The following is a 24227-nucleotide window of genomic DNA, read 5'->3' as shown; positions in this document are numbered from 1 at the left end:
TTTTTTATATGTAGGAATAGGTTTGTTTTACACATTGTTACGCTACTTGTGATAAAAGTTTATTTACAGCGTAACAGTGTTATGTTACATTATTATCAGGAAGGAGTGTTATACAGTTGAGTACAGATTTAATTTCAAAAAAAGATTTATTAGAACTAACTGGTATTTCATATGGACAGTTATATAGGTGGAAAAGAAAAAATTTAATTCCGGAAGATTGGTTTGTACGAAAATCAACGTTTACAGGTCAAGAGACATTTTTTCCGAAAGAAAAGATATTAGAGCGTATCGATAAAATCCAAACGATGAAAGAGGATTTATCACTTGATGAACTAGCTAACATGTTTTCACCGAGTGTGAGAGAAATTCTTTTAACAAAGGAAGACATTTTACGCAAGGGGATTGCATCAGAACCAGTTTTACAATTTTTCATAGAACAAACGAATAAAAGAGCAGATTTTCAATTTGTAGATATTCTTTATGTGTACATGTTAGAAGAATTACTACAATCAGGAGAGATTAGTTTAGAAGAAGGAAAAATGGTCTTGCAAGTTTTACGTGAAAATTATGAAGCAATTAAACATAAAACTTGTGACTTAATCATTGTCCGAAAGTTAGGGATTTCTACATGTTTATTAGTTTCAAACGTGGACGATTTAATTTTTGAAAAAGGCACCAAAATCGTTTTACGCGAAGCGATTATGAAATATACCGAAGCATTAAAAACTAAATTGTTGTAGTGGAGGAGAAAGTATGCGTACAGATAATTTGATTATAAATGGTTACGGTTCATCGAATGGCGGCGAGTTTCATAAAGTGCAATTAAACGGAAAAGGAACTGTGAATGGAAATGTTGAATGTGAGCAATTTGAATGTAACGGTTACGGTGCAGTTACTGGCAATTTGAAAAGTAGTAGTGCACGAATTAGCGGATCTGGTAAAGTTGATGGCACAGTTCATGCTGAAACGATGCGAATTGATGGAAAAGCAACAATTACGCAAAATGTAAAAGCAAACAGTTTGAAAATTGCAGGAAAAGGTACGATAGGTGGAAATGTCACTGGTGAAGAATTTAAAGTCAATGGTCAAGCTACAATTGACGGTAATTGTGAAGTGGATACTTTTTCTTCAGAAGGACAATTTACAATCGGTGGTTTATTAAACGCAGATGAAATTAATATAAATATTCACGGTACATGTCGAGCGAAAGAAATTGGTGGTCAAACGATTAAAGTAAGACATAGATCAGGTACATTTAGTAGGCTATTTAAAACAGTGTTTGGCTTGCAGTTAGAAGCTGAACTATTAGAAGGTGACAATATCGATATTGATTATGCTCACATAAGAACAGTAAGAGGAAACAATGTTACAGTAGGAGCAAACTGTGAGATTGAACTGATTGAATATACTGGTGTTCTTACTGTTGATAAAAATGCAAATGTAAAAGAAATTAAGCAGGTTTAACGGAAGGGAGAAATCAGTATGGAACATCCACATAGTCTGACAGTAAATGGTTCTGGTAATTCAGCAGGCGGAGATTATAATAAAGTGAAGATTCGCGGTGAAGGAACAATTACGAATGATATGAGTTGTAATGAGTTTAAAACGTACGGAACGAGTGATGTACGCGGTAATATGAAAGTGAAAAATTATGTCGTGTATGGAGATAACGAAGTACAAGGAAATGTAGATGCGGAATATGTAAAAGTATATGGTAATACACAAATTCATGGTGATGCCCATATTGAAAAAACAAAAGTTAGAGGTATGATAAATATTGAAGGAAAGTTTTCAGGTGATTTCGTAGATGTAAAAGGTGCTTTAAATGTAAAGGGAGATATTGAAGTAGAAGATTTATCATTAACTGGTGGTCTTGAAAGTGATGGATTACTTAATGCTGAAAATATTGAAATTTCACTTCGTTATGAAGGCAGTAAGATAAGAGAAATTGGTGGTAAAAAAATTACCGTTCGTAAAAAAGCGAGATTTATTCCTTTTACTAGTCATGCTGGGAGCCTCCAAACTTCGATTGTTGAAGGAGATGATATCTATTTAGAACATACGATCGCTGAAGTGGTAAGAGGCAACAACGTCACAATTGGTCCTGGATGTGAAATTAGTGTTGTAGAATATCATACTAGTTTTAATCAAAAAGGTAATGCAGTCGTAAAAGAACATAAACAAATATAAGTAGTATGAGGGAGAGCAAGAGATATGGTTGAGAAGAATAATAAGCTCGGCTTTGTTGTGGCGGGCTTATTGCTAGGTATTTTAATGGCATCGATGGATAATACCATTGTCGTAACGGCGATGGGAACAATCGTTGGTGACTTAGGAGGCCTTGAAAACTTTGTATGGGTCGTTTCTGCCTATATGGTCGCAGAAATGGCAGGCATGCCGATTTCCGGTAAGCTATCAGATATGTATGGTAGAAAGAGATTCTTTATTTTCGGTTTAATTGTCTTTATGATTGGTTCGGCACTTTGTGGTACTGCTGAAAATATTACACAGTTAGGTATTTATCGTGCCATTCAAGGTATTGGTGGCGGGGCATTAGTGCCGATCGCGTTTACTATCGTTTTTGATATTTTTCCACCTGAAAAACGCGGGAAAATGGGTGGTTTATTCGGAGCTGTATTTGGATTATCTAGTATTTTCGGGCCATTACTTGGCGCATATATTACCGATTACATTAGCTGGCACTGGGTATTTTATATTAACTTACCACTTGGCATTTTAGCACTTATTTTTATTACATTCTTTTATAAAGAATCACGCGTTCATAGAAAGCAAAAAATTGATTGGTTTGGCGCAATTACTTTAGTTGGTGCAGTAGTTTCTTTAATGTTTGCGCTTGAACTAGGCGGACAAAAATATGATTGGGATTCTAGCTTTATTTTAAGTTTATTTGGTGGATTCGCTATTTTAATCATCGCATTCATTTTTATTGAACGAAAAGTAGAAGAACCAATTATTTCATTTGAGATGTTTAAGCAGCGCTTATTCGGAATGAGTACAATTATTGCATTATGTTACGGTGCTGCATTTATGTCAGCAACTGTTTACATTCCGTTATTCATTCAAGGTGTATACGGCGGGACTGCAACAAACTCAGGATTATTACTTTTACCTATGATGCTAGGATCAGTCGTAACAGCGCAGTTAGGTGGATTTTTAACGACTAAGCTGAGCTACCGAAACATTATGATTATTTCTGCTGTTATTATGTTAATCGGATTATTCTTATTAAGTACATTAACGCCAGAAACAAGTCGTGTATTATTAACAGTTTATATGATTATTATCGGATTTGGAGTAGGTTTCTCATTCTCTGTACTAAGTATGGCTTCAATTCATAACTTCGGTATGGAACAGCGTGGATCTGCGACTTCAACGAGTAACTTCATTCGTTCATTAGGAATGACACTAGGTATTACAATCTTCGGAATGATCCAAAGAACAGGTTTCCAAGATCAATTAGAAGAAGCATTTAAAGGGATGAGCGGGGAAATGAATACAAAATTAGGGGATTCAAGAGCCATTTTATCAGAATCGGCAAGATCTCAAATCCCTCCGCAAATATTAGATAAAATTATTGACGCTCTTTCTAGTTCAATTGTTCAAACATTCATGTGGGCATTGGTACCAGCTGGATTAGCATTCATATTCATTTTCTTTATGGGAAATGAGCGTATGGTAATTAAGAAAGAACAAATGAATAAAAAGAGTGAAACATCAAAAGCGTAATGAAAAAGCTCCTTTCCAATTGGAAAGGAGCTTTTTCGTATGTACGGTGTTAGATTAGCCTTCGATAATTTCGTATTCTTCGTCTGCAAGTAATAAAATTTGCGTTTTCTTGCCTTTGTTTTGAACTTCGATTACATCGTATGCGCCTAAGTCTCTTACTTTGCTTTGAGAAGCGTTAACCATAACTTCAATAGAATCAATTAAGATATCTTCTTCAATATATGATTCAGGCAATGCCATATCTTCAGTATCTAATACACACGCATATAGATTTTGTAAATTTTCAGTAGTTGGGTTTTGTTCCTCAACATCAATGATATTTTTTACTGCATCCATATTTTCTTCTTTTGCTTGGTACACTTTAATTTTAGCCATAATTTTAATCTCCTTTATAACGTAATCGTAGAGGCTACACCTCATTATAACGTTTTTTTTATGAAAGATGAAATTGTTATATGTATTTATAGTAAAAATTATGTGTCCTTACTCAAAATTGGTGTAATTTCCATATAAATGTACGAGTAGGTAACGATAATGTTACGTTAAAGTTATATTGTCCAAGCTTTTCTTATTTTCTTCTCATATATATGTAGTAGCAATTCTATATAGAGAAGGGATGGAGTGTAAGTGGGTTGTGAACCGAGAGTTTCTAGAGATTTTGTTCAAGTACCTGAACTGGTAGGTTTTCGATTACTTTTATCACATCCAGCTGGAGACCCTTTAAACTACGGATTATTATTTATTAATTTTCCTGATACGATTTTTATTTTTATATTGGCATCAAGCGGATACCTTTCCATTTCGAACTGTTTAAAAATAGAGGGCGGAACTGGTGATGCCGAAATAGAAGAGATAAAAAAATGATAGAGGATGACGTTAACACGTACAAATCAGTTGTTAAATTGACTAAAGTATATAAGAACGGTGAGACGGAATCTTTTATTTATAAAAATGAGTTATAATACATGTATTTAAATGCACCCTCAAACTATTGTTGAGGGTTGTTACATAATTAATTATGTTGGTCCTTCAAACCGTTTGTTAACGGGTAAGAAATATATTTATTGTTGACTTATTTTATAGGTTGATCATTTCATAGTTAGTAGATGTTATAATCATTTTATGTTTACTGATATTTTATAAATATTCGAAGTTTTAATTTAATAGTCAATTGCTTTTATGATGAACAGGTGGGTATGTATATGAATACGAATTATGGAGCGCTCATGAAAATGTTAAGAGTAGTTGATTCTAAAGAAGGCGGGAATGTAAATGATATATGAAGCGAATATACATACAAGAAAAAAACTAGTTTCTATGTTTGAGGATTTCAATAACGTTGTTTTACTTTCTTATTTACAAGGGCATATGGGTACTGCTTGGGTAAATGACCTTGAAAATCCAAAAGTAGCACAAGTTACGGTAGGGATTTTTACATTTTACGCTGGAGACCCAAATACGAAAGAAACAGAAGAGTTATTACGTAATATTCCAGAAAGAATTTTAGTTATCGTAAATAGTGAAGAGTGGAAACAACGCTTAGAAACATTCCATGAAAGAAAAATAGATAAGTTTTTACGTTATAAATTCAAACGAAATCCAGAAGTTTTTAATCGTTCAAAATTACAATCTTTTATATCAACACTTCCAAAAGAATATGAGTTAAGAAGAATAGATGAGCATATCGCAAATAGCCCCAAATTACATAAGATATCTGAAGATTTTACAAGTCAATTTCATTCGGTAGAAGATTATATAAACCGTGGTATAGGTTATAGCATTTTATATAACGGAGAAGTTGTATGCGGTGCATCCTCGTATAGTATTTATAATGACGGGATTGAAATTGAAGTTGCGACTGATCACAATCATAGAAGAGAGGGCTTGGCAACTGTAGTTAGTGCAGCTATTATATTGGATTGCTTAGAAAATGGAAAGTATCCAAACTGGGACGCAGCGAATACTACAGCTGCTAAACTAGCAGAAAAGTTAGGATATGAATTTGATAAGGCATATGATACTTATTTTGTAGATAATAGATGAGTGAAGGAGTTACATACTAAAAAATAAATACGCCCTAGTACGTAAGTCTAGGGCGTATTTATTAGTTGGTAAATATCTTCATAACAATTTTATCATATTTCATCTTTTGAATGTTTGGAATTAAAGATATTTATGTGACTTTTTGAAAAAATAAAAGAGCAGCTAGCAAAAGCTAACTGCTCTTCTCCAAGGGGGAATGGAGAAATACAATCATGTTACCTATAGTATTGACAGAACATTGAGTTTTAATCAGCCATTTATAAAAGGAGAGATAAAATATCTTTGATTAATCCTTAGCTCCAATTAGGAGTACTGATAGAAAAACGATTGAGAATATATTTTTTTATTACATTTACAATTTGAAGAGTAGAACGTGTTTATCGTAATTCTCCAAACACCAATTATATTTTTTTAGAATGATTGGATGGACTGCTTCTTTCGTAGTATCGACTTCAGTATATCCATATTTCTTATAAAAGTTTTCTAATTCCTCAAAAGGAAGACAATATACATTTTGTATTTGTGATTTTTTTGCAGTTTCTACTAAAAATGAAACAAGCTCACCAGCTAATTGTAGCCCTCTAAATTGAGGCAGAATAAAAATTCCGCCCATTTCTAAAGTATCTTCATCTATTTGGACTAATCGGCCAACACCTGCATACTCGTTGTTATATGTAATAATTGCAACTTTATCTCTCTTTAAATCACTCCGTACAAATCCTATTGAGTCATATTGGTTATTAATCCATTCTAAATCGTTAGATGTGGCCAATTGAATACTCATATACATCCTCCTTCGGAATACTAGCGCTCTCTTCATTATATAGAACATAAGATACTATATCAAAAGAACCTTGAGATAGCACATTTGTTTAAGTTATTAGTTAAAAGTGTGGGATTGCTGGCATTGAAATCATGGCTTCACCAAACATAGGATAATAATCTTGTGAATTTAGTGTTACATAGTCAAAATAAAAATTAGTTTATGTGTTCGGTAACGTACGATTGTTTAAGTGTAGAGAAAATCATAGGGTTATTTTAATTAGTAGCTACTGTATTCATTGAAGCTATTAAGGAAATGTGGTAATCGCCAGCCCTAGTGATACAAATCATATTAGGATTTAGTAAAAAAAATTCTTCCTGAAAAAGAGGGGGATTAAAGATAAGAGCACTTCGAAAAGTGCCCTTCAGTAACGACTACTCATTCTAAAAAGAAAGGATGCAATATATCATATGAAGTTAAGTGTATTTAAGTATGGGTCTTTTATATAAATGTGAAATAAAAGAGGGTTGTCTTCTTATTAGAAGGCAGCTTTTTGTTATTACAAAAAAGAATTGGAAATAAAATATAAATTCAGTTACTTGTCCAAACAATTTTTTTTAAAATACATAAAATGCTAGTAGTTAGCCAATATTTTTATATTGCTAATTTTTTAGACTAAAAGGGGTGATTTTATGTGTGATTGTGAAGTTTGTAGAAGAAAGAAAAAACGTGATCCATTAAATCGGGGTTCTGAACCAAAAAAACAGGATTCCGAATCAGTGAATTCTTATTCATTTAGTAAAAATGCAAATTTTTTAGAAGAAGCTATACAAACAGATGAAATCGATCAAGTTTCTGAGGAATATATTGAAATAGTAGATTCAGCAGATGTACAAGTTACGACTACAGATACAAAAGCTGCACTATCTATCCAAGCCGCGTTACAAGCAGCTATTGTGGTTGTAGTAAGTATTTCTATAGCAGATAGTGAAAAGGCAGATAAAATAACACAAGAATTGTTTCAAAAATCATCTATTAAACAAATTAATAGACAAAAAACATTTATTAAAAATTCCAGAAACGTAACCGTAACAACTACTGATACAGATATTGCAGTGAATATTCAAATTCTGCTTCAAATTTTATTAGCGTTACTAGTTAAACTAAACATTTTATAAAGTGTCTATCCTATTTATATTTAGCTATAAGGGTTCACACTAAGTAAATATTTTTTGTTGTAATATGTGGTACAAGCTTGGACTTTCTCATTATGACCGAATTAATATTCAAGATTGATGGGAAATTAAGTGTGGAAAACTACACAATAACAAAGGTGAACCTATTATTTAACAGTGAATAAAACTTATATATGTGAAGTAAAGGAAAGCTGTCTTCGTATTAGAAGACAGCTTTTTAATTTTATTAGTAAAAAGCCGTGAAAATAAAAGATTAAGTTACTTGTCCAAGCATTTTTTATTTAAATACATATAATGCTGGTAGTTAATCTAAATTTTTATAGAAAACTGATAGGAGTGAATATTGTAAATGGATGATTTAAATAAGTTTTCTTCTTTTAAGTTTGATAAGGATCAAAAGAATATAATTATAGACCTTTTACTCTCAGATATTTTTAATAGGCATGGGATAAATGAAGAAAAACTAAAAAATTTATCGCCAGAAAAAAAGCAGCAAATTAAAAGTATTGTTTCTGAAATACAATCACAAGTTAATAATTATTTAGATTGAAAGGGGGTGAATGTATGAAAAAAACATGTCATTCAGATGAAAATAAAAGGTGGAGTGCATTAGACTCCTCAAATCCTCATCCATCTTTTAAAAATGATACCGTTTCAGAAGCTGCAGCACAAGAAAGTAAAACTTACCAAATTTCTGAAGAATCTATTACAATTATAGATTCAGCAGATGTAGAAGTTACGACTACAGATACAAAAGCTGCGTTATCTATTCAAGCTGCATTACAAGCAGCTATCGTGGTTATAATAAGTATTTCTATAGCAGATAGTGAAAAAGCTGACCGTGTAGCACAAGAATTGTTTCAAAAATCATCTATTAAACAAATTAATAAACAAGAAACTGTTATTAGAAATTCTAGAAATGTTACAGTTACGACTACAGATACAGACATAGCAGTAAATGTTCAAATTCTTCTCCAAATTTTATTAGCTTTACTAGTAAAATTAAATATTTTATAAAATGTTTAACCTTTTTTAGATATAGTGCATCTTACAGGTAAATATTCACTGTTTTAATTATAGTACAGGCTATAAATATTTATCATAACTGGACTAATATTCAACATCACCAAAGTATGAATGTAAACAAACAATGTGATGGAAAATAAAGTTTGGTTATTTTACGAAAATTTAAAAGCCATTTCCTTTATTGGATTTGGCTTTTAAATTTTAAACAGTATAAATTTGAAAAGATAATATTAAGTTAAAGAAGTAAAATATACTGATACAAAATACTTATAAAATTACTCGTGTTATAGAAAAATAATAAGAAAAGGATGTTTAAAATAGAATCATTTTCATTAATAGTTCAAGTTTTGAAGAATAGTGCATACAATATAAAGTGTTTTCCTTTCTTCATTTAAGTTTTACGTATATAATTTAAAAGTACTATTTTTATTTTATTATTTTATATTTATAACAGAATAGAGGTTTAAAAATGAGTGTTAAAATCATTACGGATAGTGCGGCGGATTTACCAGTAGAATTGCTGCAAGCATATGATATTGATTTAATTCCACTCCGTGTATATGATGAAGCAGAAACAGAGTATTTAGATGGAGTAACATTAGAGTCAGTTACATTATTGCAAAAAATGAGAGAAGGCGCTGTTTATAGAACGTCATTGCCTTCGCTTGAAACTTTCCAAGAAAAATTTGTTTCTTATGCAAAAGAAGGTAATCCTTGTATATATTTAGCTTTTTCATCTGAACTGTCTGGTACATATCAATCATCAGTTGTCATTAAAGAGGAAGTAAAAGAAACATATGCAGATTTAGATTTAGAAATTATTGATACAAAATGCGCTTCGCTTGGTCAAGGTCTTGTCGTTTTAGAAGCTGCTAAAATGGCAAAAGACGGCGCATCAAAAGAAGATATTTTAAACCGTGTCGCTTTTCTAATGAACCATATGGAGCACATCTTCACTGTAGCTGACTTACAGTACCTTGTTAGAGGTGGACGTTTAAGTAAAGTAGCTGGTTTTATCGGTGGTTTACTAAACATTAAGCCTATCTTAAACGTGGAAGAAGGAAAACTTGTACCACTTGAAAAGGTAAGAGGGAAAAAGAAAGTATTAAGCCGAATTGTTGATATTATGGAAGAACGTGGTAAAGACCTTAAAGGTCAAACAATCGGTATGACTCATGGTGATGACTTAGAAACAGCGGAAGCATTAAAATCATTAATTACGGAAAGATTCGGTTGTGAAGTATTTATCGTAAATACAATTGGTGCAGCAATCGGAGCACATACAGGACCTGGCGTTATAACGTTATTTTTCTTAAATGAAGTAGAGTAAAGGATTGATCATTTGATCAATCCTTTTTTCTTTAATCTGTGATTACCGGTCGATATGGTATTGGTGAAGATAAAATCTTTGAAGTTTTCCTATATGAATTGCTCTCTTGTAGAGGGAGTATTTTTTATATGTGGAATGATACTTAATGGTAGAAGAAAAGAGTATAAATAAGAATGTATTTGTAGGAATTTAAATATTTGAAGATATCGAAATTTTGCCATTTCATATATAATTGTGTGGGGAGAAATATCTGTAACTATTTGTAAAAATAGGGGGTGGCTATAAAAATGCAAGAAATTGCTAGATGGGATTTAAATCGATTGTATTCGAATGAGGATATTCTATTTCCGATTTTGGAGTTGAAAGAGCAATATTTTGTAACAAAAGATGTAGAGGTTCTTTCAAAGCTAATACAAGCTATTGAAAAAGCAGAATACTATTTGTACTGTAGATCAGTTGAAGAAAGTGTACCATCTGACCTTACTAAATTGACCGTGAAAGTGAAGGAACTAAAAAATGAATTACAGCAAGTAATAAAACATAATGAAGTGGAAACTTCAGATAATACTAAGTTAATAAAAGATGAGCTTAATGCGTGGGAAAATATGTACATACAATTACGGGATAGGATAGAAATAGAGCGCAATAATAGACAATTATCCTTTGGACAAGCAAATACTATTGCAATGAATAGTGATAATGAAAAGGAAAGATTAGAAGTATTCGAGTTACTTACAAGTACTTTACATAAGGAAAAAGAAATCTTTGCTACTGTATTAAATCAAATAGGGAGATTGCGTAATGCAAAGAGTAATGAAATAGAAGATAGAGAGATTTTAACACAATCTTTTCATGCGAATGGCATTTCAGAAACTGTATTATTCCAAATGTGGAATGCGACAGAAGAAAACCTTGATAAATTAGTAAGTGCTTTAAACGTGTATAAGAAAGGAAAAGCTTCAATTACATGGCATGAACTTATGACGGTAAAGGAAAGTAATGAGGTCATGATTCCTTTTTCAGTAGCAATACAAAACGTTTATGATGCATGTAAGAATATTGATGAAGAATTAGCAGAATTTGCACGTAATGCGATAGAAAGTGGTTGGGTAGATGCTGAACCGAGAGAGAATAAACCACCAGGTGGGTTTTGTGCTCCATTTTTCAGTGAGAAAGAATCGCGAATTTCCATTCGTTATGATGGGAGTATAGATAGTGTAAGAGTGCTCGCTCATGAATTAGGACATGCTTGGCATTTTTATAATATGAGTTTTGAACAATCTACATCTTTTTTAGATGATTACTTGCCAATGAGTACGGCTGAATCAGCATCTATTTTCTTTGAAACGGTACTCTTAAATTATCTAATTGAAACAACGGATAGTAAAGATATGAAAAAGTCATTACTTAGCTGGAAAATAAGAAATAGTTTTAATTATGTAATGGCAATACGAGCATCGTATCAGTTTGAAAAAACATTTTATGAAAAATGTAAAGAGGGTCCTTTAAGTGCTGATGAAATTGAGAAATTATCTATAATTGCACAAAAAGAAGCTTATGGAAAAGCTTTAAGTGAATACCAGCCGTTTGTATGGATGAAATATATTCAATTTTATATAGCAGATGTTCCTTTTTACAATTATCCATACACATTTGGATATTTAGTAAGTTTTAGCTTATTAGAAATAGCTCAAGAAGGTAAAAGTACTTTTCATTCGAAATATAAAGAGTTCTTACGAGAAACAGGAAAGGCTCCAGTAGAAGAGCTTATGAAAAAACATTTTGAAATAGATATAAGAAATTATGAATTTTGGAATAAAGCTTTTATTCAAATTTCTAAAGACATTGATAAATATTTGCAGCTTATGTAAGGGGAGAGTACAGTGGATCAGCAGTTTATAAAAGGTATACCTTTTTCAACTTTAGAATATGCAAAAGCTATAAGTTTATTAAAAGGTTGGCTACATGAACAACAAGAGAAACCCAGGTTTGTAGTAACTGCAAATCCTGAAATTGTTATGTCTGCAAAGGAAAATACGGAAAAATCAAAGGAGTTTAAAAAGATGTTACTATCTGCGGATTTAATAACAGCGGATGGGATTGGTGTCATAATTGGCTCGAAAATATTAAAAGGAACTTTGAAAGAACGTGTTACTGGGGCGGATTTAACTCACGATTTAATAAAATATTGTAACGACAATGAATATCGTGTCTTTCTTTTTGGAGCTGCGCCAGAAAGTAATAAAAAGGCATTAGAAAAATTAAATGAGCAGTTCCCAGGAGCACAATTTAAAGGACAGCATGGATTTGTAAATGGTGAAGAAATAGAAGAAATAAAAATGAAAATTAAGCAGTTCAAGCCGCATTTACTACTCGTAGGACTAGGCTCACCAAAACAAGAAGAGTTCATCTATGAAAACATACAAACATTAAACGTTCCGCTATCTATTGGTATCGGAGGTATGATTGATATAATATCTGGTACTGTAAAAAGAGCACCAAAAATAATGAGGGATACTGGAACTGAATGGCTGTATAGGTTACTCTCACAGCCGAAAAGATTAAAGCGACAACTTGTACTTCCGAAATTTTTATTATCGGTTATGTCTGAGAGGATTAAAGGGATTAATTAATAAAGGGGACTACATACATGAACAGAATCGGCATTATCGGAGCAATGCAAATTGAAATAGATTTACTTTTAAAAAAGCTAGTAATACAAGAAGAACAGACAATTGCGGGAATGCCATTTTATATTGGAGAATTCATGGGAACAGAAGTAATTATTACACGTTCTGGTGTAGGGAAAGTAAATGCTGCTGCATGTGTGCAAACATTAATTCATAAATTTAATGTAGACTCTATCATCAATACGGGCGTTGCTGGTGGATTACATCCAGGTGTAAAAGTTGGCGATTTAGTTATTTCAACTAACGTTACCCATCATGATGTAAGTAAAAATCAAATGAAAAAATTATTCCCGTTTCAAGAGGAGTTTATTGCAAGTAAGGAATTGATAGAGTTAGCACGTAAAGCATGTAACAGTAATAGTTCAAATATTCAAGCTCACGAAGGAAGAATTGTAAGTGGTGAATGTTTTGTTGAAGATTCAAAGTTAAAGGCAAAATTAATAGATGAATATGCACCTCATTGTACAGAAATGGAAGGGGCAGCAATTGGACATGTCGCCTACATAAATGATATACCGTTTCTTGTTATACGATGTATTTCTGACAGCGCAGATGATGAAGCTCAAGTTTCTTATGATGACTTCGCGAAAACTGCTGCGAATTATTGCTCAGAAATTATTATTGAGATGCTTAAAAATATATCTGGTAAAACTATAGTCCAAAAGGAGAGATAGGAATGTTACAAGCATTAATTTTTGATATGGATGGAACATTATTTCAAACAGATAAAATTTTAGAATTATCGTTAGATGATACTTTTGATCACTTAAGATCACTTCAATTATGGGATACGGTAACACCGATTGAAAAATACCGTGAAATTATGGGTGTGCCGCTACCGAAAGTTTGGGAAGCTTTATTACCGGACCATTCTATTGAAATAAGAGAACAAACAGATGCATATTTTTTAGATAGACTAATTGAAAACATAAAAAGCGGAAAAGGCGCTTTATATCCAAATGTAAAAGAAATATTTACATATATAAAAGAAAATAATTGTTCAATTTACATTGCTAGTAATGGTTTGAAAGAATATTTACGAGCAATCGTAACGTATTATGCTTTAGACAAGTGGGTGACAGAAACGTTTAGTATTGAACAAATACAATCGCTAAATAAAGGTGACTTAGTTAAAAGTATTATGAACAAATATGATATAAAAGAGGCAGCGGTAGTTGGTGACCGGCTATCTGATATAAATGCAGCGAAAGACAACGGTTTACTTGCAATTGGGTGCAATTTTGATTTTGCGCAAGAAGATGAACTTGCTCACGCTGATATAGTAATAGATGATTTAATAGAGTTAAAGCGGATACTGCCTGCTGTACAGAGATAAATAAAGTGTGTGCATTTTTTCCAAGTCCTATATGTCTTATTTTATGGAGGGAGTATGCTTAAAAATAATTTTAAAATTAGTAATATTCCTGCGGTTTTGTGGGGAGAGAAGAGTGAAAAAGTTTTTATTGCAGTACATGGAAATATGTCAAATAAGGAAGATGCAGTTATTCAAATATTAGCTGAAGAAGCCAATCGAAAAGGTTATCAAGTATTAAGCTTTGATTTACCTGAGCATGGAGAAAGAAAAAATGATAACACTCCTTGTAAAGTACAGTTTTGTGTTAATGAATTATCTATAATTATGAACTATGGAAAAGTACATTGGAAAGAAATAAACGTATTTGCATGTAGTATGGGGGCGTATTTTAGTCTTTTAGCTTATCAAAATGATGTGCTAAAAAAGGCATTATTTTTATCACCAGTAGTTAATATGGAACGAATTATTGAAAATATGATGAAATGGTTTAATGTAACACCGGAGCTTTTGCAAAAAGAAATGACTATAGAGACACCTATTGGTCAAAAGTTATATTGGGATTATTTATGCTATGTAAAAGAGCATCCTATTAGTACATGGAATACAGATACATATATTATGTACGGAGCTAAGGATGAACTGTGTGAACTTGAAACTATTAACTATTTTACAAAAAAACATCGTTGTGAATTAGAAGTTATGGAGACGGGTGAACATTACTTTCATACCGAAGAACAGTTAAAGATATTTGAACAGTGGTTACACAAACATATCGATTAACAAATTATAATTTATCTTGAACCTGTTAGAGAAGAATGAGGAATATATAAACTGATAGTATATTTGAGAGAAATTATAAATGGTGAATGTATACACTTAAACAAACAGATGCTTTAGTTCAATAAGAATTAAACAACTTTAAAGAGCCTTACGACACACTAGATTGTAACAAGACTCTTATATTTTCATAATAAAATTAATCGACTGTATTATCGATTTACATATGAAGTGAAGTATATGCATACTATGAATTAAATAAAGTAATAAGCATAAAAATGCTCAGAATAAATGGTTCTCGAGCATTTTTATGTATTTTCGTACTTAGGGGGAGTGGACTTGAAAGATATACATATTCAACAAATAGAAAATTTAATGGAATATGAATTCAGTCATCTCGTTCAAGACAGTGAAGAAGAGGGCTTTAATTTCCTTATAAGGCTAATAAATGAATATAAAAACAAAATAAATGTATTCAATAAAACTGGAGAATGTTTATATGGTATTTTCCAAGGGGATATGTTAGTCGGAGTTGGAGGTTTAAATAAAGATTCGTACATAAAAGACAATAGGATTGGGCGGTTAAGGAGATTTTATATTTTAAGGGATTATCGGCGTATAGGGTTAGGGAACTTATTATTAAACCAGCTATTAGGTCATGCGGAAAAGTATTTTGAAGTGATTGTTTTACATACTGACACGAAGCAAGGGGATGTGTTTTATACTGCAAATGGATTTGTGAAAGGGGGATTATATAAGGGATCAAGTCACTACAAAGTATTATAGAGATTGCTATCCAAACAATAGCTACGGAAAGGTATTTTCGTTGATAAATCGATATATCTTAAAAAATCGCTGATATATATGAAGGTGCGACCCTTATATTAGAAACAACTTTTATAATTTCATTTACCAAATTGTTATTATAAAAAAGAGCACCTTAGCTTTTAAAATTTAGCTTATAAGGTGACTCCTTTTCAGTCAATTACGTTTTAACCTTCATTTGTTTCAATAATAATCCTGGTTTACCTTTTACATAATAAAAATGCGGATTATTTTCATCATCATAAAGCATAATATAAGGCTTTTCTTTTAGTGGGAGTAGTATAAGTACTTCGTCTATTGTAGTGTGTAACCATTGATTAGTAATAGAAACCGGCTTAGATAAAGGGATTTTTATCATATAGCCATCTTTTGGAACGACATTTAAGTTTTTAAATGGACCAGTAATTGATTTAGCGTATTGAACTGCTTCTTTTTGGATTACTGGATCTAAAGATTGTTTTTGAATGACCATTTCTTTTTGACAATCAAATACTTCAATTTGTTGATTTGTATTTGCGAACGCATTTGTTGATAATAGAAATAGAAGAAGAGAAATGACCCCGATTTTTTTTATCATAGTACAACACCTCACCATTACTATCCCCTCAAAAGCTTTAAATATTTTTCTGTCACATTCATGTAACAAAGATGTTGTATGATACAATTGGTTTTTGTTTAAAGGCAATGGAGGAAAAAATATGAAAGTTTTAATTGCAGATGACGAACAAGATATGTTAAGGATTTTAAAAGCTTATTTTGAAAAAGAAGGCTTTGAAGTATTATTAGCGAAAGACGGAGAGGAAGCACTTCAAATATTTTATGATGAAAAAATTGATTTAGCTATTTTGGATTGGATGATGCCGAAACATAGTGGTATTACTGTCTGTCAGGAAATAAAAAAGAATTCAAGCGTAAAAGTATTAATGCTTACGGCGAAAAGTGAAAGTGAAGATGAATTAGCAGCGCTTCAAAGTGGGGCAGATGAGTACGTAAAAAAACCATTTCATCCAGGAGTACTAATTACACGAGCGAAAAAACTTATTCAGCATGATGATATTATTCAAGTACAAGATGTAAAGATAAATTTCGCCAAAAATAAAGTATATAAAAATGATATAGAGTTAGAAATTACAAAAACAGAGCTCGAATTAATAAAATGCTTTTTAAATCATAAAGGAACTATTTTAACTCGTAAAAAATTGTTAGACATTGTATGGGGATTTGACTATTTTGGAGAAGAGAGAACGGTTGATACACATGTAAGAAGGCTGCGTAAAAAAATTGGAGAAAATATTATTAAGACGCATCGTGGGCTGGGTTATAGTTTGGAGGAACAAAGTGAATAAACTTGGGAAAAAGCTATTTCTCAGCATTTCTTTAACCGTTATTCTTATATTTACAATTTCTTTATTATTAATTAACTTTCTCCTGCCGAAATATAATATTTATAAAACACGTGAAAACTTAAATGAATTTACAACTCAAATACAAAATGCGCTAGTCAATGATTTAGAAGATGTTATTCATACAATTGAAAGTGAAAATAATGTTACAATTGCGTATACGCCAATTAATCAGTCAGAAGATGCTATGAACGACGCGTTACGCATGCAACTTACGAAAAAGAAAGTAACGTTAAATAAGCTTTGGATTACGAAAGACGAAGTTATGAAAGTGAAGACGGAAGGGCAATCGAATAAACTGTACGATCAAGGAAAGGTAAAAGCGAGTTTTTTTGCTAAATATATTGCGAAAGATGATACGATAATTTTAATTGGGACTTCCATTGCGAATTCAAATGAAATTATAAATACGTTAAATACATTTTACTTATATATCCTATGTTTCTCGCTCCTTCTTATTATTTTACTTGTGTGGATACTTTCAAAAATAATAACGACACCACTGAAAGAGTTAAGTGATGTGGCTCAGGATATTTCACATTTGCAGTTTAAAAGAACGAAAGTGAAAACGAATGATGAAATAGGAGAGTTGGCCAATAGTATTAATATCATGAGTGAAAAACTACATGAAGCACATCAAGACTTAACTGATCGTAATGAACATTTAAAACAATTTATGGGTGATATAACGCATGAATTAAAGACACCGATCGCATTAGTAAAAGCATACTCTATGGGGATTAAAGATGGATTAGATGATGGGACTTATGTAGATACAATTATTAAACAAACAGATCAAATATCAAACTTAATTGAAGAACTATTACGATTTTCTAAACTAGAAAGAGATATTTTACAAAAAGAAGAATTCCCCATTGAACCACTGGTCCAGAGTATATTAGATAAGCATCAGATTGAATTGGATTCGAAAGAAATTAACTTGCAAGTAAATTGTAATGCGGGCGATACAATCGTTTATGCAGATTTAAATAAAATGAGAATGGTGTTTCAAAATTTAATTTCTAATGCGATAAAATATACAGCAAATCAAAACATAATAATTACATTAGAAGATAGAAATAAAAGTATATATTTCCAAATAAAAAATGGCATTCCTACGGATAAAATTAAGGATATCGAGAAAATTTGGGAGCCTTTTTATGTACTAGAATCTTCTCGTAGTAAAGAAAAATCAGGTACAGGATTAGGTCTAGCGATAGTGAAAAGTATTTTAGAAAGGCATGGTTTTGAATATGGAGTTTCCTCTATAGATAGAGAAATTCAATTTTATATAAATGTGAAAAAGGACTAATGAAAATATTAGTCCTTTTTGCAGCTTTAGAGATTAGCGATACAGGATGAATCACCATAATTTTCAAAATTGATGTATTAAATGGAGAATTAGCAAATGTTCTACTTTCATTAAATTCACGTGAAGTTCACAGGAAAACGTTATATTTACATAGTTATATTTGAATTTAATGAAGTGAGGTATTCAGATTTGAAAAGAAAGAAATTAGTAATTGGTAGCATTTTAATGGGTATGACGTTATCTTTATCTGCATGTGGTTCATCAGATAATATTGTAACGACAAAATCAGGAAGCATTTCAGAAAGTGATTTTAACAAAAAATTCAAAGAAAACTACGGTAAACAGAATTTATCTGAAATGGTAGTAGAAAAAGTATTAAATGATAAATATAAAGTTACGGATGAAGAGGTAACGAAACAACTAAAAGAATTAAAAGACAAGATGGGCGATAATTTTAATACATATATGGAATCTAATGGTGTGAAAAATGAAGATCAGTTGAAAGAGAAATTAAAGCTTACTTTTGCTTTTGAAAAAGCTATTAAAGCAACCGTAACGGAAAAAGATATTAAAGATCATTATAAGCCAAAGCTTCAAGTTAGCCATATTTTAGTAAAAGATGAAAAGACAGCAAAAGAAATTAAAGAAAAATTAAATAGTGGCGAAGATTTCGCGGCATTGGCTAAACAATATTCAGAGGATCCAGGTTCTAAAGAAAAAGGTGGGGAACTATCTGAATTTGGACCTGGTATGATGGTGAAAGAATTTGAGGATGCTGCGTATAAGTTAGAAGTTGGTCAATTGAGTGAACCTGTTAAATCTTCTTTCGGATATCATATTATTAAGCTAACGGATAAAAAAGAGCTTAAACCGTATGAGGAAGAGAAAGAGAATATTCGTAAAGAATTAGAACAGCAACGTATACAAGATCCTCAATTCCATCAACAAGTTACTAGAGAACTGCTTAAAAATGCAGATATAAAGGTATCTGATAAAGACTTGAAAGATACCTTTAAAGAGTTAGAAAAATAATAAATGGAATGTAAGGCAAGCGATAGAAATATCGGTTGTCTTTTTCTCTATTTATCCCGCTATTTGCCGGGCAGTAAGACCCCACCTCAAAATTCAGCGAAAGCAAAGAAGTGACCCTGCTGCTCGTAAACGCCCAATTGGTGAGGGCTGATTAAAGTTTTACTTTATAAAGAAGGAGGAAGCGGGAAAATACTTTCATACCTGCATTAAATTTTACTTAATAAGAAATCTTTGAGTTTCTCAACTTTTATATAAAAATAAAACTGAATTTTCAGTTATTTTGTTATATAGTAAAAGAGAACGAATAAGGGGAGGGAACATTTTGAGTAAAAAGAAAATGGCAATTACACTGTCAGCAATGCTATCTGCAACAATTATACCTAGCTTTACTATGAATGTGCATGCAGAGAAGAAGGAAGAGATTAAAAATACGAAAATTGAATTAGAAAATGGGATGACAAAGCCGATTTATTCTCTCGATGAAGCTATTATCGAAAATTTATATGTAGAGACAGAAGTTGATAGTGATCGAGACGGTAAGAAAGATAGAGTATCGATAAAAGTTATGCGTCCAAAGACAGATCCGAATGTGAAAGTTCCTGTTATTTATGAAATGAGTCCATATCGATCTGGATTAAAAGCTGTTCCTGTATATAATGTAGATGAAGAATTATATGCGTATGAAGGAAAACCGTATGGAGCGGTTAATCTTGGTTCGTATGGGAACTATTACGTGCCAAGAGGTTATGCAGTTATTCTAGGCGAAAGTATCGGTACTGGAAAATCAGATGGATGCCCTACAACTGGAGATGAACAAGAGATACTCGGGACAAAATCTGTTATTGATTGGGTAAACGGTCGCGCGAAAGCATTTACAGAACAGGGTGAGGAAGTTCAGGCAAATTGGTCTACAGGAAATGTAGGTATGACTGGAGTTTCCTATAATGGTACTTTACCAAATGCTGTTGCGACTACTGGAGTCGAAGGTTTAAAAACAATTGTTCCAATCGCAGCAATTAGTAGTTGGTATGATTATTATCGTGCAAATGGTGCAGTCATTGCTCCAGGCGGATATCAAGGAGAAGATACAGATAATATGGCAGAAGCAGTACTGACAAGGGAAAATCCTGAAGTTTGCGGACAAGTTATAAAAGAATTAACGGCTGGACAAGACCGAAAAACAGGTAATTATAATGATTTTTGGGATAAACGTAACTATGTAAAAGATGCTAAAAATGTAAAAGCGAGTGTATTTGTTGTTCATGGTTTAAACGATTGGAATGTTAAGACGAAACAGTTCGCGCAATGGTGGGAAGCACTTGCGGAAAATAATGTTCCTCGTAAAATGTGGCTACACCAAGGTGGTCATGGTGGGACATCAAGTAATAACTGGCAGCAAACACAAAATAAATGGTTAGATTATTGGTTGTACGGAATTGAAAATGGAATTATGGATGAACCAATGGTTGATGTGCAACGAGAAAATAAAACGTGGCAAAAGATAAAAAATTGGCCAGATCCAGCGGCTGTACCTTCAAAAATCCGTATGTATTTAAGTAATAAATCAGTCAATTTACCATTAAGTATGGGAGCGGCTAATAAAGTTTTCTCAGTCTTAGATGATGCACAAATGAAATCAAACCAATTAGTAGCAAACCCAGAATTAGAAGTAGCAAATCGATTAGTATATACAATGCCTGTACTGCAAAAAGATACGCGTATAAGTGGTACACCAAAGATTTCAATTACAGGAAATATTGATCGATCTGTATCAAATTTAACAGCATTACTTGTTGACTATGGAGGAGCGAAGCCGGAAATCGTAACGAGAGGCTGGATGGATCCACAAAACTTAAAGAGTATAGAAAATTCAACAGCGATTCAACCGGGCAAAGATTATACATTTACATGGGACATGCAGCCAGATGATTATGTATTTAAAGTGGGGCATCAAATCGGAGTTGTTTTAATTGCAAGTGATTATGATTATACAATTAGACCGAAAGCTGGCACGAAACTTACAGTGAAATTAAGTGAAGTGACATTGCCGATTGTGAAATAAATATTTTTTCTAAAGAACTTACTAAAGTAAGCTCTTTAATTTGTAGTCTGAATTTTTAATTTTTATATTTTAAATTGGAAGGTTATGTAATACAATATCATTATATTCTATGGAAAGTGAGTGATATATTATGACAGTCAGCTCTTTCGAAATATCATTAAAATTAGAGGTACAGGAAGATTAGTTGAATTGAAATCTTCCGTACGTAAAAACGGAGGAGAAAATAAATGTTTAGCTTTTATAGTACACTTTGTACGGAACTGTATGATTACACAAAACCAGTCGGTTATTCTTTAAATGGTGATATTGAGTATTACAAAGAACGTTTAAAAGATTGTAGAGGAAGAATCCTCGAAGCTGCAGTAGGTTCAGGGCGTGTCATCATTCCGCTTCTAGAGGCTGGTTTTAAAGTGGATGGGATAGATTATTCACCTGAAATGCTAGATTCTTGCCGTAAGCGCTGTAAAGAGAGAGGCTTACATCCTAATTTATATGAAGGAAGCTTGCAACAATTTTCACTTCCGCATAAATATGACGCAATTATCATTCCTACTGGATCTTTTTGTTTAATTGAAAATCGTGTGGATTCTATAAATGCATTGAAATGTTTTTATGAACATCTTAATCCAGATGGACGATTAATCGTAGATATTATGCTTCCGCATGACTGGAAGACTGGGGAAATTCATACATCGACTTTCTCTTTGCCGAGTGGAGACGGAATCACATTAGAAAATAAATCAATTGAAATAGATTGGCTGAACCAAGTTACTGTATCATATTTGAAATATGAAAAGTGGAGTAAAGGACAGTTAGTACAAACAGAACTACAACGCTTTGCGGTACGTTGGTGTGGAATAGAAGAGTTTAAACTTCTGTTAGAAAGTATAGGTTTCTCTAACATTACTTGCTCTGCTGAATATGATTATGAAAAAGAACCGTCAAATGCAAATCAAATGATTACTTTTGAAGCTATGCGAAAAGAATAGAACTAAAACTATGAATAAAAAATAAGGCAATCGATTTAAAATCGGCTGCCTTATTTTTAATTTTATGTAATGGTTTATAGAGAAAGATTGGAGGGAAATAAATGAAACTTATATTAATATTTGGCCCACAAGCAGTTGGAAAAATGACAGTGGGGCAAGAATTAGCAACATTAACCGGTTTAAAACTTTTTCATAACCACATGACAATTGATTTAGTAAGTCCAATTTTTGATTACAGTACGAAAGAAGCAAAAAGACTAGTAAGTTTATTTCGTAATGAAATATTTGAAGAAGTATCTAAAAGTGATTTATCTGGAATGATTTTTACGTATATATGGGCATTTGACCTCCAAGCGGATTGGAATTATATACATCATGTAGAAAGTATTTTTGAATCAAAAGGTGGGACAGTGTATTTTGTAGAGCTGGAAGCGGAATTAGATGAAAGATTAGAACGAAATAAAAGCCCGAATAGATTAGAACATAAACCGAAAAAAAGAGATATTGAGTGGTCTGAAAATAATTTGAAAGAAACGATGAAAAAGCATAGATTAAACTCTCTTCATGGTGAAATTGAAAAAGAAGAGTATATAAAAATTAATAACACGTATTTGAGTGCAAAAGAAGTAGCGGAAATGATTAAAGAGAAGTTTCAATTGTGAAATTTTTGAAGTCTATTTCGTTTTCGTTGTCCAAGCATTCTCCTACTAATTACACATACTATTTATGTTAAAGTCGGCTACTATTTTATATAGGGCTGTTATTTTCCTATAAATGCTATTTTAGTGAAGTGGGAGGAATCAATTTGGAAAACGTAGAACAAGATAGAATTGAAAATCAAGTGTATTCAAATCGTGTAGTAAGATCAGAATTTGATTCGAATTGGGAAACTTGTATATCAAAGAGTGGTTATGTAATTTATGTAGCAACAAGTAATAATGCTGAAGTAATAGTGCTTCTTGCAGATGGTTCAAGTAAATTATTAATTTTCGAAAAAGGCGGTAAAGTAGTAGTAGGTGGCGGTGAAACAAGTCATTACAGTAAGCCGCATATTGCAAGAAATATTTAAGATAGAACATGTTAATTAAGAAGAAGCTGGAAAACGGTTGTCATTCATGTTTAGGGCATGATAGACGAACCGTTTTTTATTTGTTTATAAATTTAGAAGAACTTCATTGATTACAAATACATCGGGATGACCAGCAAAATTAGAAGAAAACTTGGCGGGTAATGGTACAAAATATTATGTAGGTTTGCAAAAATGTTATAAGCGATATAAAAAAGCATTTCCTATTTGGGTAAACACTACTTCTATGTTATAGTATAATAGTGTTTTTAGATGGTGCTATTTTAATATATTTATAATTTTGTTATGTATTATTTTTATATTAAATAAGCGTCTAAAGTATTTTTTTATATAAGGAGTAATAATTAGAGAAATGAAAAATATAGACTTTATACTAGAAAGTGATGAGGCATTAAAACCGTCTGAACGATTAGTACTATTATTATTAGAGAAGCATAGAATGTTATATACGAACGATCTATTGGCATTATCAAATTTATCATATAAAACATTAACAGATTCATTAACGGCGCTAGTTTTAAAATCGTATGTGTTAAAGGAAACAGGTAAGGGAAGAAGACAGAATTGCTATAGATTAGTATGATAAGGCAGCTGTTTTAGAAACTTTTACATATGTTTTTTCAATCGTAA

At 32.0% G+C, this 24227-nt stretch carries 26 protein-coding genes and 1 pseudogene; 24 read left to right on the top strand and 3 right to left on the bottom strand.

Features of this window, described 5'->3' with window-relative positions; all coding sequences use genetic code 11:
* Positions 1 to 116 precede the first annotated feature (116 nt).
* From EBQ15_RS06995 to EBQ15_RS06980, 4 genes are read left to right on the top strand one after another with little or no spacing between them, the layout of a single operon-like run.
* Positions 117 to 740 (top strand): YhbD family protein, encoded by a 624-nt coding sequence (locus tag EBQ15_RS06995; protein ID WP_000102244.1) that lies wholly within the window; start codon positions 117 to 119, stop codon positions 738 to 740.
* Between the two features lie 13 nt (positions 741 to 753).
* Positions 754 to 1464, top strand: a complete 711-nt coding sequence (locus EBQ15_RS06990) for a bactofilin family protein (protein WP_001258387.1) — start codon at positions 754 to 756, stop codon at positions 1462 to 1464.
* A gap of 18 nt (positions 1465 to 1482) precedes the next feature.
* Positions 1483 to 2190 carry a polymer-forming cytoskeletal protein gene (locus EBQ15_RS06985; protein WP_000400904.1) on the top strand — a complete coding sequence of 236 codons (708 nt, stop codon included), beginning with the start codon at positions 1483 to 1485 and terminating at the stop codon, positions 2188 to 2190.
* Between the two features lie 24 nt (positions 2191 to 2214).
* Positions 2215 to 3747 (top strand): MDR family MFS transporter, encoded by a 1533-nt coding sequence (locus EBQ15_RS06980; RefSeq protein ID WP_000229649.1) that lies wholly within the window; start codon positions 2215 to 2217, stop codon positions 3745 to 3747.
* A gap of 54 nt (positions 3748 to 3801) precedes the next feature.
* On the opposite strand, the gene EBQ15_RS06975 is transcribed toward EBQ15_RS06980, so the two are convergent.
* Positions 3802 to 4122, bottom strand: coding sequence for a hypothetical protein (locus EBQ15_RS06975; protein ID WP_001062731.1), 321 nt, complete (start codon positions 4120 to 4122; stop codon positions 3802 to 3804).
* Positions 4123 to 4383: 261 nt separating this feature from the next.
* On the opposite strand from EBQ15_RS06975, the pseudogene EBQ15_RS06970 reads away from it, so the two are divergent.
* Positions 4384 to 4709: pseudogene (locus tag EBQ15_RS06970) on the top strand (BC_2878 family exosporium-associated protein); the annotation flags it as partial.
* 310 nt (positions 4710 to 5019) lie between these two features.
* Positions 5020 to 5790 (top strand): GNAT family N-acetyltransferase, encoded by a 771-nt coding sequence (locus EBQ15_RS06965; protein WP_000638730.1) that lies wholly within the window; start codon positions 5020 to 5022, stop codon positions 5788 to 5790.
* A gap of 352 nt (positions 5791 to 6142) precedes the next feature.
* Here EBQ15_RS06965 and EBQ15_RS06960 read toward each other — a convergent pair whose 3' ends face one another.
* Positions 6143 to 6574, bottom strand: a complete 432-nt coding sequence (locus tag EBQ15_RS06960) for a GNAT family N-acetyltransferase (protein WP_000027151.1) — start codon at positions 6572 to 6574, stop codon at positions 6143 to 6145.
* Between the two features lie 671 nt (positions 6575 to 7245).
* On the opposite strand from EBQ15_RS06960, the gene EBQ15_RS06955 reads away from it, so the two are divergent.
* The 10 genes from EBQ15_RS06955 (at position 7246) to EBQ15_RS06910 (ending at position 15673) form a co-directional block, all read left to right on the top strand.
* Positions 7246 to 7731, top strand: a complete 486-nt coding sequence (locus EBQ15_RS06955) for a spore coat protein (RefSeq protein WP_000332786.1) — start codon at positions 7246 to 7248, stop codon at positions 7729 to 7731.
* A gap of 367 nt (positions 7732 to 8098) precedes the next feature.
* The gene (locus EBQ15_RS06950; protein WP_000342253.1) at positions 8099 to 8299 is read left to right on the top strand and encodes a spore coat protein W; all 201 of its coding nucleotides are present in this window, start codon (positions 8099 to 8101) and stop codon (positions 8297 to 8299) included.
* A gap of 14 nt (positions 8300 to 8313) precedes the next feature.
* Positions 8314 to 8766: a spore coat protein gene (locus EBQ15_RS06945; RefSeq protein WP_000750487.1), complete on the top strand. Its 453-nt coding sequence runs from the start codon at positions 8314 to 8316 to the stop codon at positions 8764 to 8766.
* Between the two features lie 478 nt (positions 8767 to 9244).
* Complete coding sequence (locus tag EBQ15_RS06940) at positions 9245 to 10105, top strand: DegV family protein (RefSeq protein ID WP_000111646.1); 861 nt, start codon at positions 9245 to 9247, stop codon at positions 10103 to 10105.
* Positions 10106 to 10392: 287 nt separating this feature from the next.
* Positions 10393 to 11976: a M3 family metallopeptidase gene (locus tag EBQ15_RS06935; protein WP_001155371.1), complete on the top strand. Its 1584-nt coding sequence runs from the start codon at positions 10393 to 10395 to the stop codon at positions 11974 to 11976.
* Positions 11977 to 11988: 12 nt separating this feature from the next.
* A complete protein-coding gene (locus EBQ15_RS06930) occupies positions 11989 to 12738 on the top strand; it encodes a WecB/TagA/CpsF family glycosyltransferase (protein ID WP_000372655.1) in 750 nt (249 codons plus the stop codon).
* Positions 12739 to 12755: 17 nt separating this feature from the next.
* On the top strand, positions 12756 to 13469 hold the full coding sequence (locus tag EBQ15_RS06925; protein ID WP_001079732.1) for a 5'-methylthioadenosine/adenosylhomocysteine nucleosidase: 714 nt from the start codon (positions 12756 to 12758) through the stop codon (positions 13467 to 13469).
* A gap of 2 nt (positions 13470 to 13471) precedes the next feature.
* On the top strand, positions 13472 to 14131 hold the full coding sequence (locus tag EBQ15_RS06920) for an HAD hydrolase-like protein (protein ID WP_000938420.1): 660 nt from the start codon (positions 13472 to 13474) through the stop codon (positions 14129 to 14131).
* A gap of 54 nt (positions 14132 to 14185) precedes the next feature.
* Positions 14186 to 14890 (top strand): alpha/beta hydrolase, encoded by a 705-nt coding sequence (locus EBQ15_RS06915; RefSeq protein WP_000916869.1) that lies wholly within the window; start codon positions 14186 to 14188, stop codon positions 14888 to 14890.
* A gap of 288 nt (positions 14891 to 15178) precedes the next feature.
* Complete coding sequence (locus EBQ15_RS06910) at positions 15179 to 15673, top strand: GNAT family N-acetyltransferase (RefSeq protein ID WP_002000032.1); 495 nt, start codon at positions 15179 to 15181, stop codon at positions 15671 to 15673.
* A 199-nt stretch (positions 15674 to 15872) separates the two neighbouring features.
* Here EBQ15_RS06910 and EBQ15_RS06905 read toward each other — a convergent pair whose 3' ends face one another.
* Positions 15873 to 16289: a hypothetical protein gene (locus EBQ15_RS06905; protein WP_000591772.1), complete on the bottom strand. Its 417-nt coding sequence runs from the start codon at positions 16287 to 16289 to the stop codon at positions 15873 to 15875.
* 121 nt (positions 16290 to 16410) lie between these two features.
* Here EBQ15_RS06905 and EBQ15_RS06900 point away from each other — a divergent pair, with 121 nt between their 5' ends.
* The 8 genes from EBQ15_RS06900 (at position 16411) to EBQ15_RS06865 (ending at position 24180) form a co-directional block, all read left to right on the top strand.
* On the top strand, positions 16411 to 17058 hold the full coding sequence (locus EBQ15_RS06900; protein WP_000865979.1) for a response regulator transcription factor: 648 nt from the start codon (positions 16411 to 16413) through the stop codon (positions 17056 to 17058).
* Positions 17051 to 18427: a sensor histidine kinase gene (locus tag EBQ15_RS06895; protein WP_001037249.1), complete on the top strand. Its 1377-nt coding sequence runs from the start codon at positions 17051 to 17053 to the stop codon at positions 18425 to 18427. Before EBQ15_RS06900 ends, EBQ15_RS06895 begins: the two co-directional genes overlap by 8 nt.
* Before the next feature lie 189 nt (positions 18428 to 18616).
* Positions 18617 to 19459 (top strand): peptidylprolyl isomerase PrsA, encoded by an 843-nt coding sequence (locus EBQ15_RS06890; RefSeq protein ID WP_033683894.1) that lies wholly within the window; start codon positions 18617 to 18619, stop codon positions 19457 to 19459.
* 322 nt (positions 19460 to 19781) lie between these two features.
* Positions 19782 to 21521, top strand: coding sequence for a Xaa-Pro dipeptidyl-peptidase (locus EBQ15_RS06885; RefSeq protein ID WP_000038314.1), 1740 nt, complete (start codon positions 19782 to 19784; stop codon positions 21519 to 21521).
* Between the two features lie 227 nt (positions 21522 to 21748).
* Positions 21749 to 22510 carry a class I SAM-dependent methyltransferase gene (locus EBQ15_RS06880; RefSeq protein ID WP_000490908.1) on the top strand — a complete coding sequence of 254 codons (762 nt, stop codon included), beginning with the start codon at positions 21749 to 21751 and terminating at the stop codon, positions 22508 to 22510.
* Between the two features lie 101 nt (positions 22511 to 22611).
* Positions 22612 to 23172 carry an AAA family ATPase gene (locus tag EBQ15_RS06875; RefSeq protein WP_000767064.1) on the top strand — a complete coding sequence of 187 codons (561 nt, stop codon included), beginning with the start codon at positions 22612 to 22614 and terminating at the stop codon, positions 23170 to 23172.
* A gap of 143 nt (positions 23173 to 23315) precedes the next feature.
* Positions 23316 to 23579, top strand: a complete 264-nt coding sequence (locus tag EBQ15_RS06870) for a hypothetical protein (RefSeq protein ID WP_000432428.1) — start codon at positions 23316 to 23318, stop codon at positions 23577 to 23579.
* A 370-nt stretch (positions 23580 to 23949) separates the two neighbouring features.
* The gene (locus EBQ15_RS06865; RefSeq protein ID WP_000789031.1) at positions 23950 to 24180 is read left to right on the top strand and encodes a hypothetical protein; all 231 of its coding nucleotides are present in this window, start codon (positions 23950 to 23952) and stop codon (positions 24178 to 24180) included.
* Positions 24181 to 24227 lie beyond the last annotated feature (47 nt).

Origin of the sequence: Bacillus sp. 2D03, assembly GCF_003946765.1 — a bacterium.
GTDB classification, from domain to species: Bacteria; Bacillota; Bacilli; order Bacillales; family Bacillaceae_G; genus Bacillus_A; species Bacillus_A cereus.
The sequence above is the reverse complement of the archived record's forward strand: the minus strand, read 5'-3'. Positions and strand labels throughout refer to the sequence as shown.